General features: G+C 47.2%; 10 protein-coding genes and 1 tRNA gene. 1 reads left to right on the top strand and 10 read right to left on the bottom strand.

Annotated features, from left to right (window positions below; all coding sequences use genetic code 11):
• Positions 1-3 precede the first annotated feature (3 nt).
• Positions 4-1101 (bottom strand): vWA domain-containing protein, encoded by a 1098-nt coding sequence (locus tag BM367_RS00295; protein ID WP_092456094.1) that lies wholly within the window; start codon positions 1099-1101, stop codon positions 4-6.
• A 185-nt stretch (positions 1102-1286) separates the two neighbouring features.
• Between BM367_RS00295 and BM367_RS00290 the strand changes: the two genes are divergently transcribed.
• Positions 1287-2123 carry a sugar phosphate isomerase/epimerase family protein gene (locus BM367_RS00290; protein WP_092456091.1) on the top strand — a complete coding sequence of 279 codons (837 nt, stop codon included), beginning with the start codon at positions 1287-1289 and terminating at the stop codon, positions 2121-2123.
• Positions 2124-2140: 17 nt separating this feature from the next.
• Here the strand turns inward: BM367_RS00290 and BM367_RS00285 are convergent, their stop codons facing one another.
• The 9 genes from BM367_RS00285 to hemE form a co-directional block, all read right to left on the bottom strand.
• Positions 2141-4045 carry a T9SS type B sorting domain-containing protein gene (locus BM367_RS00285; protein ID WP_177224043.1) on the bottom strand — a complete coding sequence of 635 codons (1905 nt, stop codon included), beginning with the start codon at positions 4043-4045 and terminating at the stop codon, positions 2141-2143.
• A 112-nt stretch (positions 4046-4157) separates the two neighbouring features.
• Positions 4158-6188, bottom strand: a complete 2031-nt coding sequence (locus tag BM367_RS00280; RefSeq protein WP_092456084.1) for a M13 family metallopeptidase — start codon at positions 6186-6188, stop codon at positions 4158-4160.
• Between the two features lie 328 nt (positions 6189-6516).
• Entirely contained in the window at positions 6517-9294 is a 2778-nt protein-coding gene (locus BM367_RS00275) for an AAA domain-containing protein (RefSeq protein WP_092456081.1), read from the bottom strand.
• A gap of 22 nt (positions 9295-9316) precedes the next feature.
• Complete coding sequence (locus BM367_RS12295; protein WP_092456078.1) at positions 9317-9511, bottom strand: helix-turn-helix domain-containing protein; 195 nt, start codon at positions 9509-9511, stop codon at positions 9317-9319.
• Between the two features lie 564 nt (positions 9512-10075).
• A tRNA-Pro gene (locus tag BM367_RS00265) sits at positions 10076-10154 on the bottom strand.
• 83 nt (positions 10155-10237) lie between these two features.
• Positions 10238-11542, bottom strand: a complete 1305-nt coding sequence (gene hemL, locus BM367_RS00260; RefSeq protein ID WP_092456075.1) for a glutamate-1-semialdehyde 2,1-aminomutase — start codon at positions 11540-11542, stop codon at positions 10238-10240.
• Between the two features lie 40 nt (positions 11543-11582).
• Positions 11583-12569, bottom strand: coding sequence for a porphobilinogen synthase (hemB, locus tag BM367_RS00255; RefSeq protein WP_092456072.1), 987 nt, complete (start codon positions 12567-12569; stop codon positions 11583-11585).
• A gap of 34 nt (positions 12570-12603) precedes the next feature.
• On the bottom strand, positions 12604-13581 hold the full coding sequence (gene hemF, locus BM367_RS00250; protein WP_245759856.1) for an oxygen-dependent coproporphyrinogen oxidase: 978 nt from the start codon (positions 13579-13581) through the stop codon (positions 12604-12606).
• Positions 13582-13653: 72 nt separating this feature from the next.
• Entirely contained in the window at positions 13654-14691 is a 1038-nt protein-coding gene (gene hemE, locus BM367_RS00245; RefSeq protein WP_092460831.1) for a uroporphyrinogen decarboxylase, read from the bottom strand.
• Positions 14692-14703 lie beyond the last annotated feature (12 nt).

Here is a 14703-nt window from a genome sequence, read left to right as displayed (position 1 = left end):
GGCTCAGTGAAAATATTTTCTTTTGTTGCGTTCATAATCGTAAAATACGAGCTGGCCCAGTTTATCAATGCCAGAGAAAAAGGCTTTGCCCTGGTTGGTTTCGGTAAATTCCTTGACAAAAGCCTGCAGCCAGGGATCGCTGGCCAGCATAAAGGTGGTAATGGGAATTTTGAGTTTGCGGCATTGTGCAGCCAAATTTAATGTGCGTATCACAATTTTCTTATCCAGTCCGAAACTGTTTTTGTAATATCGGTTTCCGATTTTCAGGCAGGTGGGTTTTCCATCGGTGAGCATAAAGATTTGTTTGTTTGGATTTTTCCTGCGGCGAAGAATTTCCATGGCCAGTTCCAGGCCTGCCACCGTGTTGGTATGATAGGGACCCACTTGCAGATAGGGAATATCCTTGATTTCAATGCGCCAGGCATCATTGCCAAACACGATGATATCGAGCGTATCTTTCGGGTATTTGGTGATGATGAGCTCACTCAACGCCATAGCCACTTTCTTTGCAGGCGTGATACGATCTTCACCGTACAGGATCATCGAGTGGGAAATATCGATCATCAACACGGTGGAGGTTTGGGTTTTGTAATCCGTTTCCCGTACTTCCAGATCATCGGTTTGCAAGCGAAAGCTCTCGAGCCCGTGGTTGATCTGGGCATTGCGGATGGAAGTGGTGAAATCAATCTGTTCGATGGTATCGCCGAATTGATAGGGGCGGGTATCGGCATTGATTTCATCGCCCATACCTGAAATAAACGTATCGTGGTTGCCGATGGCCGATTTCTTCAGCTTGCCGAAGATTTCTTCAAGTGCATTTTTTCTGATTTCCTGTTCGCTTTTCGCAGTAATCACAATCCGCCCCTGTGGATTCTCATCATCCAGATATCCTTTTTGTTTCATCTCTTCGATAAAATCGCCAATACCATATTCCTCATTGGTCAGGCCAAATTGCTTATCCAGCTCGGTGAGCCAGCTCAGCGCCTCGGCCACATCGCCGCTGGTGTAGGTGAGCAATTGCATGAAAATATCTTTCAGCCGTTCAAAAGGCGATTTTTCATTTTCATGCGGATCATATTTCGTGAACCAAATCTGACGCATACATGATGAATTTACAAACAGTTCCCTGAATGGTTCAATAAATATCTAAGTTACATGAAAACCGGGAAATCACACGTTTGCGTGAAAACAATGTCTTGTATGTTTTCGGGAAAGCCTGTAGTTTTAGACCTCCATCGGGTTTTTGCAGGGAAGGATGTTTTTATTTTAACCCAAAATTAACGTCAATGAAAAAATGGTTGGTTCTCCTGGCCGGGCTATGTATCTCCACATGGGTGAAAGCTCAGCTCACCCCGGAAAAGTTAGGATGGAAGCTGGGTACGCAGGCCTGGTCGTTTCACCAGTTTAGTTTTTTTCAGGCGGTTGACAGTACTTTAGCCTGTGGTTTGCATTATATTGAAGCCTTCCCCAATCAGCCCATTGGTGGCGGCATAGAAGGCACTATGGATTATCATATGTCGCCCGAAACGCGTCGGCAGATTTTGCAAAAGCTGAAAGAAAAAGGCGTTACGCTGGTTTCCTACGGGGTGGTGGTGCCACAGGGAGAAAAGGAATGGCGGCAGATGTTTGATTTTGCTAAAGCCATGGGGCTGATGAATATTGTTTCGGAGCCAAAAAAGGAAGATTTGCCGCTGGTATCGAAACTGTGTGATGAATATCATATCCAAGTAGCCATTCACAACCATCCCCGGCAGAGCGGGGCTCCTTACTGGAGCCCGGATATCGTGCTGGATGCCATCAAAGGGCTGAGTCCTCGGGTGGGTGCCTGTGCTGATATTGGCCACTGGACCCGGTCGGGACTGAATCCGGTGGATTGCTTGCGCAAGCTGCAGGGGCATATCATTGAACTGCATTTCAAGGACCTGAACGAAAAAAGTGCGGATGCACACGATGTGCCCTGGGGACAGGGTGTAAACGATATTTCAGCCGTGATTCATGAATTATATCGCCAGCATTTCAAAGGCGTCATTTCGGCTGAATATGAATATGACTGGGGGCATAATGTACATGACATTCAGGAGAGTGTGAAATATTTCCGCAAGGTGGTAGCCGGGTTAAAATGATATAGTCTTTTCTTGTTTCATCGGATGAGCAACACGGTGCCTTTTGCCTGGAAGATTTTGCCGTTTTGTTTTTGATACACGATATACCACACATACGCGCCCATGTCGCAAAGCCGGCCATGTGCAGTGCCATCCCAGCCGGTTTGGGGATCGGAAGTATGAAAGATTTCATTGCCCCAGCGATCGTAAATGGTCATCGAAAACGATCGCAGCGCAAACGTCTGCTTGGGCCGGAAGCGGTCGTTGATGCCGTCGCCATTGGGCGTGAAGGCATTTGGCACCAGCAGTTCGGGTGCACAGGAAATAAAATTTACCTGGACGGTGTCGCGCACCGTTCCACATGCATTACTTTCCTCGACGATATACTCACCGCTCTGATAAAGGGTGCGCCGGACGCTGTCGCTTCCATCCTGCCAGCGATAGGTAGTGGCCAGGGGTGAATAGGCGTTCAGGGAAAAAGTATCGCCCAGGCAGGCCGTGGTATCGGGGCCGAGAAATACAGAAGGTTGGTTCAAATGATCAATCCGGATGCTGTCGCTTTGTTGGCAGGCGCCCTGGCTTACCTGCACGGCATACAGGCCGGCCTGTTTCACCCATATTGAAGCCGTCTGTTCGCCGGTGTTCCATTGATAGGTTGCGCCGGGGTTAAAAGCATTCAGCAGCAGGCTATCGGCATTGCAAAGCAAGGTGTCCTTTCCCAGATCCACGTGGAGCGTGTTGGCTTGCACCTGAATCCACTTGTTGTCATCTACCACACAGCCACCGCGGGTTACCAGATGCAGTGCATAATTGCCGGATGCAGATAGTGAAGCATTCGGGAAAATCAGTGCAGAATCTGTACGGATGCTCCCATCGGGCAGCAGCCACTGGTAGGTGCCCGTGAACATGCTGGCCAGTCGAAGCGTGTCTTGTTCGCATACCGGTGCATTGGTCTGGATTACGGGCGGAGCTGGATGCTCAATGAAAATTGGGATGGGCGCGGAAGTTACCCGGCAGTTAGGCGACTGGATATTTCCCTGCTCGGCGGCTAAGAGGCGATACCAGCCGGAGTCGGTTGGTTGAGCATCGGGAATATCTAACGTGAGACCGGTTGCGCCTGCTATATCATTCCAGTTTTGTTGATCGCGGCTAAACTGCCACTGATAAACGGGCTGTCTGTAGTAACCCGCTTCTACTGTGGCATTCAGCGTGATGTGGTCATGGATGCAGGCATACTGGCCATTGTTTTGATAGGTGCCCAACACCTGAGTATGGATTGCCGGACCGCAAAGGGTGAAGGTAATATCATCCAGGGCGAGGTCATTACCGTTTCCACCGGGATTATCATTGAAGATAGTCAGAATCAGGCTGCTTTCGCCGGCGGGCAGGGTAAAAGGCATGCCATATTCAGTCCAGGTAAACACATCGTACCGGGGAATGGTGCCTGTGGCATACTGGGCCAGGGTATCGCCGGTTTTTGCGCTGCGAATGAGGAAGCGAACAGCCGGGTCAAGAGGCGTTTGGGAATATTGATTTTTGGGAAGCAAGTTGGCAATCCAGGCGGAAAAATAAAACCGACTACCCTGGCAGAGGCCATCAATTTCTTTTTCATAAAATTTGCCGGGATCATAACTCGCATTTACGATCATCATGTAGCCATTGCCCGTATGGTCTTTCCCATTGGCAAACCAGTTGAACATGGGGCCGGTGGTTTTCTTGATGCTGTATTGGCCATCCTGAATCTCTCCCTGTTCCACATACTGGTAGGTGGTAACAGAAGAAGGCAGAGGTGGGCCCACTTCGGGCGAGGCTGCATTTCCTCCAAAGGTTTCCTGAAAGATTGGACTTCCCGTGCATTGGGCGTGAACCGGCACAGAGGCCTGTAAACACAAGCCCATGCAAATGATCCATGCTCCGGCCGCGGCGGGGAGAACCCTTTTCATATTCATACAAAAAAAAGAAAAGACCGGGATTTTGCGGGCATTTCAGAAAAAAAACAGGGAACTGGCTGAAAAGTGCCGGTTCCCTGTCTCAAAAAGGCCGGGGTAGCAGCTTTTACCAGATATGCACCCGCAGGCTATCCGGGCGGTACATTTTCTGGCCGGGCTGTACGTTGTAAGCCTGATAAAAGGCGGTGAGGTCTGAAAGCGGATTGTTGACCCGGTACATTTCCGGCGAATGCGGATCGGTCTGCAGGCGCAGCCGGGCTAATTTGTCGGTATTCTTCATGCGCCAGATCTGAGCATAAGACAGAAAGAAGCGCTGATCGGGTGTCAATCCATCAATCAGCTGATTGCTTTTCCCTTCCGGTGTATTCTTGAAAGCAGCGTAGGCAATGGCCACCCCTCCGATGTCGGCAATATTTTCACCGAGGGTGAGTTTACCATTCACATGCAGGCTGTCCAGAATCACGGAGTTGTTGTATTGTTCAATCACGAGCTGGGCTTTCTGCATGAAGCGGGCTGAATCCTGCGGTGTCCACCAGTTGCGTAGGTTGCCATCGGCATCATATTGACGGCCTTCATCATCAAATCCATGGGTCATTTCATGACCGATGACTGCGCCGATAGCGCCGTAGTTCACCGCATCATCGCCGTTCTGATAGAAGAAAGGCGGCTGCAGGATGCCGGCGGGGAACACAATTTCATTGAAAGTGGGGTTGTAATAGGCATTCACGGTGGGTGCTGTCATAAACCATTCGGAGCGATCAACGGGTTTGCCGATTTTGGCAATCATGCGGTTGTATTCATATTCGTCGCACGACTGGATATTGCGAATCAGCGAATCGCGCACGATATGCACGGTTGCATAGTCTTTCCACTTGTCGGGATAACCGATTTTTTTGGTGAAGGCTTCCAGTTTCTGAATAGCTTTCTGCTTGGTGCTGTCGCTCATCCAGTCGAGGTTGCGGATACGTTCTTCGTAAGTTTTCTGAAGGTTGTTCACCAGTTCCATCATGCGTTGTTTGGCTGCCGGCGGGAAGAAGCGGGCTACATACAATTGACCCAGCCCATCGCCCATTTCATTATCCACCATGGAACACATGCGTTTCCAGCGTTCCTGTTGTTCACGCTGACCCCGAAGGGTACGGCCGTAATAGTCGAAACTGGCATCCACAAAAGGTTTGCTCAGATAAGCTGCGTAGTTGTTGATCAGGTGGAAGCGCAGATAAGCTTTCCATACAGGCAGAGGCGTGGCTTTGAGTTGCTGGGCCAGGCCTTTGTAAAATTCTGGCTGTCCGACCAAGGCCGTATCCTGGCCGGTGACACCCAACTGCTGCAGAAAGCTGTTCCAGTCAATGCCGGTCGTGGCTGTCAGCTGCTTCAGTGTGAGTTTGTGATAATTCGCGTTGGGATCGCGCAGTTCTACGGGCGATTTAGAAACCTTAGCCAGAGCGGTTTCCAGCTGCATGATTTTGCCTGCTTCTTCGCGTGCTTTTGCGGAATCTTCGCCGCTGAGTGTCAGGATGCGGGTTACATATTGCAGATAAGCCTGTTGCACGGCTTTAGTAGCACTGTCGGTTCGGAAATAATAATCGCGCGTGGGCAGTCCCAGTCCGCCCTGGTTGAACTGTGCCAGCATCTTGCTGCTGTTTTTATCGTCGGGCGAGGCATAGAAGCGGAATAGCAAATCATCGCCCTTGCGATGTTCGGCTGCTGCAAAATACAGGACATCGGTAGGGGACTTCAGTTGTTCGATTTTTTGCAGATCGCCTTGTAGGGGCGTTATGCCCAGTTTTTCTACGGTAGCCGAGTCCATGCCACTGGCATACAGGTCGCCTACTTTTTTGGCAATGCTGCCTTCGGGCAGGTTTTTGTCATTCGCCACGGAATCCAGGATCAGGCGCATGTTTTTCAGGGCATTTTCCCGGAGGATGATAAAAGTACCCCAGCTGCTCTGGGTGGGCGGAATTTCGGTATGCTTCAGCCAGTTGCCGTTGGCATACAGGTAAAAGTTATCACCCGGCACCACGATTGTGTCCATGCCGGTGAAGTCCAAAAAAGTTTGGGCTTGTTTTTCCTGGTGTGTACCGCAAGAAGCCAGCAGCATGCCGGCACACAGAAGGGCAAGATGAGAACGTTTCATAAGCAAGGATTTTGGTTGGGGGTCGAAAATTAAATAATCTTTCAGGGAAATGAAAAGAGAATTTGATAAACGGGGCTAAAGAATCGGGCCAACCTGCCTGCCGGTAGGCAGGTCCGAACTTCACCCGGAGAGCTATTTCATATCTATTTTGGGGATAATGGTGAAAGTGGTCGCAATTGTTGAACGCTGCTCGAACTTTCTTTGAAAAAAATCCTGATTGTTTGCCGCGCTTCGCGCGGCAGAAACCAAAACGGAACGCTCGGACGAGGAGGGAAGAAAAGGATGTGGGGGGGTAATGAATTCCCGCCCCGCCCTCGCTTTTCGCCGCCTATTTTAATTTAGTCAACAATTCATCAATAACTTTTGGCATTTCAGATAATATCATGAAATTAGGAAATCGTAAAATTTCCCAACCCTCTTTCCTTAGAAATTCATCTCTCTCAACATCTTCTAAAACCGGCATACCTTCAATTATTTCGTGCTGTGTGCCATCTATCTCAACATTTATTTTTTTCTTACCAACAATTGCAAAATCTAATGTGTATCTTTTCACTACTAACTTCGGTATCAATTTATAACCCAATTTATCTAACTTGATTTTTTGTAATTGTTCAAAAAACATCTTCTCGGTCGGGGTATCAAATTTTGCATATAGGTCATACTCTTCTAATTTCTCCTCGTCTTTAATTTTTTCGTAAACGCTTTTTATTTTTCCTAAAATACCTTTCCTGTCTTCGCAAAAAGACTTATCGCCAATGATGTATAAAAGATACCTTGCCCGAGAAAGTGCAACATTTAATATCTGCGGGTAAATGTTATACCATGTGTCGCTATTCCCGTTTCCCTTAGAGGTCAATACTAATGAAAAAATAACAATATCTTTCTCGGAACCTTGAAATTGGTGTGCTGTCAATATTTTTACATCGTGTTTTTCGAAAACCTCAACTGGTGTTGTAGATGATATTTTTTCATATATTGCTTGCCGTTGTCTTGAGTAAGGCGTAACCACGCCAACTGTCAAATCAGTTCCGGAGATTTCCTTTATCACTTTTTGAAAAATTCTATTAACCTCGTCTACTTCTCGTTGATTTATACGACTTCCTGAAGGGTGCTTATACACTTCACCTCTTACATCTTCCCACTGTACGCCTAATGGTAAGCTAGAAGGAAACTTGCTATAGTTAAGCGTGCTTAATATTTTTAAGCGACCTTCATAAAATACTTGGTTACAAAGTGAAATAATTTGATCTTCAGAGCGGTAATGGTTAGTTAACAGTATTGGTGAATGAGGCAAATAATTTTCTGCAGCTTTATATAAAGAAACATCACAGTATCTCGTTTTTGCAGGGTAAATATCTTTCATTTCCGTTAAGCCATGTATTTTTGCTAATCCATAATCAATTTCCTTTGTAATACCTGCAATATGAGTTAATTGCATTGGGTCGCCTACAATAATAGCTTTTTTGGCCCTATATAAAGCGGGGGCTGCAGACGGCAAATCAATTTGGGAAGCCTCGTCAAAAATGACGTAGTCGAAAATATTAGCTTTAAGAGGGAAAGTTCCCCTAAGTGATTTTAAGGTAGATGACCAGATTTTGAGAACCCGTAAAGCGTTGATAAATGAAGTTTCGTTTATATCTTCGTCGCTGAATCTATGACTATTGACCTGATTGAGAAAAGTATTAACCAAACCAATCTTTTTTCCACTACCAAGCATTTTATCTAAGTAAGTATTTCTGATAAAATCTTGGCAAGAAAGATAATATTCCTTTTCCAGTTCTCTTATTTTAGTTTCGAAATTTAACCTGCTAGGCAATTTTTCTAACCTTGATTTTATCCAGTTTAGTTTAAAATTCAGAATAAAAAGCTGAAAGTATATTCTTAGTTTTTTAACAATTGAACCTTGAATTTGAAGAATATTTTTTAATTCCTTTTGATGAAAATACTTCTGTTGAAAATCTCTTTCAGTTTCGTCTTTTTTTAGTAAACTTTCTCTATATTCCAGAATCGTTTTCCAAAGAGAATAGATATAATCTATAGAAATATTTTTATTATTTCTTTTTGAAGAATCTGCGATTATCTCGTTAAATCTACCTTTTAAATCTTGGCGAAGCTCCTTTTTCCCAGTTCGCAACATCAAATTTCGAAATTGTTCATTTATTCTTGTGTTCACGACATCGACGGCTTCTCCTGTATGGCTGACAAATAAAACCGTTTTGCCAGACAGAAAAAGATTGACAATCAGGTTTGATATAAATTGACTTTTTCCTGTCCCCGGCGGACCAGTTATGACGCTGAACGAGTGTTTGAAAATGTCTTGGATTGCGGATATCTGATATTCGTTTGAGGGAAATGGAAGAACTGGTGTTATTTCTTCCTCCTTATCAGCAGTGCGAGAACCAACAAAGAAAGAAAGAGAAGTATCCTCTAAATCATTTTTGCCTTTAAGGTCAAGCAGGTCTTTTATTAAGTGAATATTAAAAACAGTTGTCTCTCTCGCAAAAACAAGACTTTTATTATATAAGCCAGCCGGCATTTCTTTCGTAAGTTTTTTTGAGTTTGATAACCGTAGAGGGTTTATTTCCTCAATAATTGAAATCTCAGCCTCCTTCTCAATAATTTTGAGTGCTTCACTGCAAAGTTGCTGTTCATCCACTTTAGGATTACCAATAAATAATTTTTCTATGAATTGATTTATATTAGCGATTTCTTCTGTCCTTAATCCTAATTTTGTTAGTGCCTGAATTCCGCAAACTGGATATTGTTCATCTTTAGATAAAAACAAATCGCTACCGTCACGATTGAATTTAACTTTGATAATAAACAAAGGCGCGACTAATTGTTTATCAGTTTTATCGTCACGATAATAAAGAAGCGGATACCCATAAAAAAACTCTAACCCTTCTGCTTTAGTTGTTGCATAGGTATTTAATTTTTCGTTTTCAATCTTAACCGGAGCATCCTTCTTTCTGAATATAAAGGGGTCGTCGTCAAAAGGATACAAAATCGCTTTTGAGCGTACGTTAATAGAAATATCTTTTTCTAGGACATCTTCTTTTTTTATACATTCATACCAATATGAACAAAGTATCTGTAGCAAATTCATATCTCATAACTTAAATAAATCATCAATTCCGACACCCTGAGCGTCGGCAATTTTTTTTAACGGTTCCAATTCTTGGGTCGAGCGTAACCCCCGATTCAATCTTGGTGATTGTATGTAAAGTAATATTAGCAAGTTTTGACAGCTTATCTTGTGATATACCTCTTTTTTCTCGGTATTTCTTTATATTCTTTGCTATGGTTGAAACTTCTTTTGACATTGTAATATAGTTTTAGTGTGATAACTTTACAGATACTATTCTCACTTGCTATTATTAAGTATATGAAATTTTTGATCAAAGGTTAATTAAAATTTGGGAGTTTTTTATCGTAGCCCGCGTATGGGCGGGTGGGGCAAGGATGACTACTAAGATAATGAAATCCCGCCGAAAAAATCAGGCAAAGCCCGAAAGCGAGCAGGCAAAAAGAAATGGGGGGTCTTGGGGGAATGAATTTTTGCTCACTCGCCAATACCACGCCGAAGATCGGTCAGGGTGGGAAGCGGCGGCGCATTCTGCGTTAGTAGAAGGGCTAAGCAGAAAATTTTTCTACCTTAAAGGAAAAATTAAAAAAGGAAAGAGCACGCCAAAAAATGAAAGGAAAAATTTTCTGTTTTGCTCGCCGCAAGACGGGCGCCGCTGCTGGGCGGGTTCTGCGCCCATCAGGGCGCAGATTGTCGCTCAAAATAAGTTCGAGCATTGTTCAGTAATTGCGACTAAAAGCGACTTTCGTCAGTTTGAGGAAGGGTTGTTTGCTCGCTTAGCCTCGCTGACGAAAGTCGCTTTTGGTCGGGGCGGCAGGATTCGAACCTGCGACCTCCAGGTCCCAAACCTGGCGCGATGGACCGGACTACGCTACACCCCGATGCAAACCTGCCTGCCGGCAGGCAGGAAACAACAGGCAAAGATAAGGTTTCGCATCAAATAGTATTTTTCATCGCTGTTGTACTAAAGTTTAATGGTAGGTACAATCTCCCGGATGCTATCTTCGGCTGCTTGTAGCGTAGCTGCAATATCGTCTTCACTGAGGGCATGACACACAAACCAGCTTTCAAATGGCGATGGTGGTAAGTAAATGCCCCTGTTTAACATGGCATGGAAAAACTGCCGGAACAGCTCATTGCTTGCTGCTTTGGCTGCAGCAAAATCATGTACCGGATATTCCGTGAAAAACACGCTGAGCATGGAACCCACATGTGGAACCTGGTGCACCACACCCGCTTTACCAAAGACGGTGTTCAGACCTTCAGCCAGCTTTTGGGTTTTCTGCTCCAGGCTTTCATAGATGTGTCGGTTCAGGTCGAGCTCACGCAACAGGGTATAGCCGGCAATCATAGCCAGTGGATTGCCGCTGAGGGTACCAGCCTGATACACTTCTCCTGCCGGTGCCAGGTGCGACATGATTTCCTTTTTTCCGCCCACAGCTCCTACGGGCAGTCCGCCTCCGATGATTTTACCGAACGTAATCAGATCCGCATCCAGCTTGAATTTTTCCTGGGCTCCGCCCGGAGCAATGCGGAAGCCGGTCATCACTTCATCCAGTATAAAAAGGATCCTTTGCTCTTTACAGCGTTGCTGCAAGCCCTCCAGAAAGCCGGGCAATGGGGGCACACAGCCCATATTGCCGGCTACCGGTTCCACGATGATAGCGGCAATCTGGCCCGGATAGGCTTCTAAAAGAGCATCCACGGCCTGCAAGTTGTTGTACGGAGCTACCAGTGTATCCTGGGCGACGGCGACCGGCACACCGGGCACCTGCTGAATATCCAGCGTCGCCACACCACTGCCGGCACTCACCAGAAAGCTATCGGCATGTCCGTGATAGCATCCTTCAAACTTGATGATTTTGTTTTTCCCGGTATAGCCCCTTGCCAGCCGGATGGCCGTCATGCAGGCTTCTGTGCCGGAGTTTACCATCCGCACCTGATCTATGCGTGGCACCATGCGGATGATTTGTTCGGCCATCAGCACTTCCAGCTCAGTAGGTGCCCCGAAAGAAGTTGCATGCTGCACCTGCTCCTGAAGAGCCTGTACCACGGGTTCATAGGCATGCCCTAAAATCATGGGTCCCCAGGAATTGACATAATCGATATACCGGTTGCCATCTACATCATACAGATAGGCACCTTTCGCTGAAGCCAGGAAAGGAGGAATACCCCCCACATGCTTAAAAGCCCGTACAGGCGAGTTGACTCCACCAGGGATGACTTGCTGTGCTCGCTCGATGAGTTGTTGGCTTCTGGTCAGATTCATGTCACAAATATGGTTTACAAAAAATCAATTCCGCAAAGGCTTATTCAGCTACCTCCTGTAACAGCCGGGCAGCCTGTTTGGCAAAATAGGTGGCAATGAGGTCGGCCCCGGCACGCCGGATGCCGGTGAGGATTTCGAGAATGGCTTTATCTTCATCGAGCCAGCCCATCTGTGCAGCGGCCTTGATCATGGCATATTCACCGGATACATGATAGGCGCTTACGGGCACCTGAACTTGTTGTTTCACAGCATGAATAATATCCAGGTAAGCGACGGCCGGCTTTACCATCACGATATCTGCACCTTCTTCCACATCCTGCAGCACTTCCTTGATGGCTTCGCGGCTGTTGGCATAATCCATCTGATAGGTTTTTTTATCGCCAAAACCTGGGGCCGAGTCAAGCGCATCGCGGAAAGGCCCGTACAGGCAGGATGCATATTTGGCGCTATAGGCCATGATGCCGGTTTTGTGAAAACCATGTGCTTCAAGTGCCTGGCGTATGGCTCCAATCCGGCCATCCATCATATCGCTGGGGGCTACAAAATCGGCCCCTGCTTCGGCGTGGCTCACGCTCATCTCCGCCAACACCTCCACGGTGCGATCGTTTACGATTTCTCCGTTTTCCACGATGCCGTCGTGGCCATAGGAGGAGTAGGGATCCAGCGCTACATCGGTCATCACGCAGATTTCAGGCAGGTTGTGTTTGATGCTGCGAATCGCTCGTTGCATCAGGCCATCCGGATTCAACGCTTCCTTGCCTGTATTGTCTTTCAGCTCATCGGGGACTTTTGCAAAAAGCAATACGCATTTTACCCCTTCACTCCAGAGTTCTTTTACTTCTTTCATCAATTCATCCAGGCTGAGCCGGAAATAACCGGGCATGGAAGGGATGGGTTCTCTCACATCCTTGCCTTCGATTACAAATAACGGGGCAATCAGCTGTGTAGGATGCAGCCTTGTTTCCCGCACCATGCTGCGGATGGCAGCAGACTGTCTGAGAATACGGTAACGTTTGGATAAAATCATAAGCTCGTTTTTTAGCAATCTGTGAATCGCATTTTTATACCCATTGTCTGGGATGCTGGCAAACCTCCAGCAGAGCCGCTTCCGGACTACCCGGTTCGGGCTGATACTGATATACCCATCGGGCACGGGGCGGCAGGCTCATCAGGATGCTTTCGGTGCGGCCGCCGGTTTTCAGGCCGAACAAGGTTCCCCGATCGTGAATCAGGTTAAATTCCACATAGCGTCCGCGGCGGATTTCTTGCCAGTATTGTTCTTTTTCGCCATAGGGCATGTTTTTCCTGCGCCGAACGATAGGCAGATAAGCCGCTAAGAATGCCTCCTTTCCAGCCCGCTGAAAGGCAAACAGCTGTTCCAGGCTCAGGTTAGCCCGCGTGTCTGCCGGCCGGATATAATCGTAAAACACACCGCCAATGCCGCGGGCTTCTCCATCCCGATGGGCATTGCGGAAATAGTTATCGCATTCCTGTTTGAACATCGGGTATAAATTCTTCCCGAAGGGGTCCATGGCATGTTTCAAGGTCAGATGAAAATGGCGGGCATCTTCTTCAAACAGGTAGTAAGGCGTAAGATCAGAGCCTCCGCCAATCCAGCGATCGGCTACATTTCCATCAGTATCATACAATTCAAAATAGCGCCAGTTGGCATGGACGGTTGGCACATAGGGATTCAGTGGATGGATGACCAGCGACAGGCCAGCGGCAAAAAAATAACGATGGGGCGTATGCATGAGCTGCCGCAGGTTTTCGGGCAATTCGCCATACACGGCCGATGTATTTACGCCTCCTTTTTCGAATACCCTGCCGTTTTCAATGATGCGGGTGATACCCCCGCCGCCGGCAGGCCTTTCCCAGGTATCAGACCGGAAGGTGGCCTGTCCATCTTCAGTTTCCAGAGCCTGGCAGATTTCATTTTGCCAGTGTCGGATATCAGATGCCCATTGCCGGGCTTCGAGGCTTAGGGATAAAGGTGTATCAGTCAGCATATCCACGTTGCAAATTTCCAAAAACTTCACAGGCTTTTGGTTTGGTGTTTGTCAGAACTGTCTTCGGCAGGCATAGAGCTTACAATCGAGATTGCTATTGGGTTAATCAATCCATGATTCGGAAAAACTTTGGACAGCCTGAACAAAGGCACGGGCATTTTCCACCGGTGTTTGCGGCAGGATGCCGTGCCCGAGGTTGGCAATATATTTTTCCTTGCCAAAAGCCTGAATCATTCGGAACGTTTGCCGGCGGATGGTTACCGGGTCGGTCAGTAAAACCGTCGGATCGAGGTTGCCCTGCAATGTCAGCTCGTGGTTGGTTGCCTTTCGGGCAAAGCCCGCCTCGGTTTGCCAGTCGATCCCGATGGCTGCCGCACCGGAATGGCATAACGATGCCAATCCAAACCACGCACCTTTAGGGAAAAGAATCACCGGGCAAAAGGCAGATAAAGATCGGCTGATTTGTTGCAGATAAGGTAGTGCAAACTGCTGGAAACCCTCGGGCCCCAACAGTCCGGCCCAGGAGTCGAACACCTGTACGCAGTGTACGCCTGCCTTCACCTGGTGTTGCAGATAGGCTATCGTTACCCGGGTGATTTTTTCCAGCAGGGCATGTGCGGCATCCGGATAGCGATAACAGAATGCCCGTGCCTGTTCAAATCCTGCGGATCCTTTGCCTTCCACCAGATAACAAAGTAACGTCCAGGGTGCGCCGGCAAAGCCAATCAGCGGGACTCTGCCATTCAGTTTTTCGAGTGTTGCCTGTATGCCCTGAAATACGTAGCCGAGTGTATGTGTAACATCGGGCTCTTCGAGACGATTTACGTCTTCCGGTTTTTCAATCGGCTGATGAATAACTGGGCCGCGTCCTTCCTGCATATCGATATGTACGCCCATGGCCTGCGGCACTACCAGGATATCGGAAAACAATATGGCGGCATCCACACCCAGTTCATCCACTGGCAAACAGGTGATGTCAGCTACCAATTCGGGGGTCTGGCAACGGGTAAAAAAATCATATTTCTCGCGAAGGTGTTGATAGGAGGGCAAGAAACGTCCGGCCTGCCGCATCATCCAAACAGGTGGACGGTTCACTGGTTCTCCGCGCAGGCTTTTCAGTAGCAGATCGTTTTGTATCATAAGCAAGCGAAA

Source organism: Thermoflavifilum thermophilum (assembly GCF_900116565.1).
Classification (GTDB): Bacteria; Bacteroidota; Bacteroidia; order Chitinophagales; family Chitinophagaceae; genus Thermoflavifilum; species Thermoflavifilum thermophilum.
Note: the sequence above shows the minus strand (reverse complement) of the source record. Positions and strands in the feature narration are given on the sequence as shown.

Coding starts and splice junctions, on each gene's coding strand:
- BM367_RS00295 (WP_092456094.1), bottom strand. CDS start 1,101: ATGCGTCAGATTTGGTTCACGAAATATGATCCGCATGAAAATGAAAAA.
- BM367_RS00275 (WP_092456081.1), bottom strand. CDS start 9,294: ATGAATTTGCTACAGATACTTTGTTCATATTGGTATGAATGTATAAAA.
- BM367_RS12295 (WP_092456078.1), bottom strand. CDS start 9,511: ATGTCAAAAGAAGTTTCAACCATAGCAAAGAATATAAAGAAATACCGA.
- hemB (WP_092456072.1), bottom strand. CDS start 12,569: ATGATTTTATCCAAACGTTACCGTATTCTCAGACAGTCTGCTGCCATC.
- BM367_RS00280 (WP_092456084.1), bottom strand. CDS start 6,188: ATGAAACGTTCTCATCTTGCCCTTCTGTGTGCCGGCATGCTGCTGGCT.
- hemL (WP_092456075.1), bottom strand. CDS start 11,542: ATGAATCTGACCAGAAGCCAACAACTCATCGAGCGAGCACAGCAAGTC.
- hemE (WP_092460831.1), bottom strand. CDS start 14,691: ATGATACAAAACGATCTGCTACTGAAAAGCCTGCGCGGAGAACCAGTG.
- BM367_RS00290 (WP_092456091.1), top strand. CDS start 1,287: ATGAAAAAATGGTTGGTTCTCCTGGCCGGGCTATGTATCTCCACATGG.
- BM367_RS00285 (WP_177224043.1), bottom strand. CDS start 4,045: ATGAAAAGGGTTCTCCCCGCCGCGGCCGGAGCATGGATCATTTGCATG.